The organism is Falsiroseomonas sp. RANM36, assembly GCF_056682175.1.
Window position 1 is genome coordinate 550,600 of record NZ_JBWXTD010000003.1, and the last position, 1,551, is coordinate 552,150.

Consider the following 1,551-nt stretch of genomic DNA (forward strand, 5'->3'; position numbering starts at 1 on the left):
TGCCCGTGCTGAAACCGCCGGCTCCCACGGCGCGAACGCCCGGGCGGCTGGAGGAGACCTGCCGATGAGCGCCATTGTCATCACCGGCGGCGCCGGCGGCCTCGGCCGCGGGCCGGCGCGCCCCCGCCGCGCGGGGCCGCGGGGGGCGCGCCCCCCCCCCCCCCCCCCCCCCCGCCGGCCGCCCCCCCCCCCCCCCCCCCCCCCCCCCCCCCCCCCCCCCCCCCCCCCCCCGGCCCCGCGCGCCAGCGTGATCTGCCCCAGCGCGCCGGGCACCGCGACGCGACGCACCGCCAGCAGGTCGGCGGGCCGGAAATGCAGCCCGACCGAGAACAGCAGCAGCGCGACGCCGAGTTCCGCCATGGCGGAGACGAGTCCGTGCTCCGCCACGAAGCCCGGCGTGTAGGGGCCGATGATGATGCCGGCCGCGATGTAGCCGAGGATCGTCGGCAGTTTCAGTGCGCGGGCGGCGGCGCCGAGCAGGAACGCGAGCAGGATGCAGGCGACGATGGTCGCCAGCATCGGGTCGGGGCCGTGGTGCATGCCTCGACCATAGGACGGCTCTGCGCGGTCGCGCCATCGCGGGCCGCCCCGTTGCCGCGACCGGCCCGCGGCGCCAGGATCGCGCGAAGCGTTGGCTCGATGCCGTGCCGAGGCGTTGCGCCCGAGATACAATGCCCGTGCTGAAACCGCCGGCTCCAACGGCGCGAACGCCCGGGCGGCTGGAGGAGACCTGCCGATGAGCGCCATTGTCATCACCGGCGGCGCCGGCGGCATCGGCCGCGCGCGGGCGCGCCGCGCCGCGGAGGCCGGCTGGCGGCCGATCACCCTCGACCTGCGCCGGCCAGAGGAGATGCTGCCCAACGAGGTTTTCGTTCCCTGCGACTTCTCGGACGCCTGCGCGGCGAAGGCCGCACTGGCCGAGGCAGCGGCGGCCCATGCGCCGACCCGCCTTGTCAACAATGTCGGCATCGTCCGTCCCGCCCCGGTCGAGGAGACGACGATCGAGGATCTTGCCGCGGTGATGGACGTGAACCTGCGCAGCGCGATCATTGCCGTGCAGGCGCTGCTGCCGGCGATGACCGAGGCCGGCCTCGGCCGCATCGTCAATATCGCCAGCCGCGCCGCGCTCGGCAAGGAACTGCGCACCGCCTACGCCGCCAGCAAGGCCGGGCTGCTCGGCCTGACCCGCACCTGGGCGCTGGAGCTGGCGGCGCGCGGCATCACGGTGAACGCCATCGGGCCCGGGCCGATCGCGACGGAGTTGTTCCGCCGCGCCAACCCCGACAACAGCCCGCGCACGCGGGCGATCATCGAGGGCGTGCCGGTGCGCCGCCTCGGCACGCCGGAGGACGTGGCGCATGCTGCGGCCTTCTTCCTCGACGAACGCGCCGGCTTCGTCACGGGCCAGACCGTCTATGTCTGCGGCGGGCTGACCGTGGGCCTCGCGCCGGTCTGATTCGCGAAGGCTACGCGCCGCCGCCGCGGCGGGGGCGCCGGCGCCCCCGCGCCGCCCGCGGGGGGGGGGGGGGGGGGCCCCGGCCCCCGCGCGCC

General features: G+C 76.8%; 2 protein-coding genes. One reads left to right on the top strand and one right to left on the bottom strand.

The window, feature by feature from the left end; genetic code table 11:
* Positions 1-540 (bottom strand): cation:proton antiporter domain-containing protein (locus AC1MIR_RS07410; protein WP_480027540.1); only part of this gene is annotated, 540 nt, incomplete at its 3' end.
* Positions 541-736: 196 nt separating this feature from the next.
* Between AC1MIR_RS07410 and AC1MIR_RS07415 the strand changes: the two genes are divergently transcribed.
* Positions 737-1,456 (top strand): SDR family oxidoreductase, encoded by a 720-nt coding sequence (locus AC1MIR_RS07415; protein ID WP_480027541.1) that lies wholly within the window; start codon positions 737-739, stop codon positions 1,454-1,456.
* Positions 1,457-1,551: the final 95 nt, after the last annotated feature.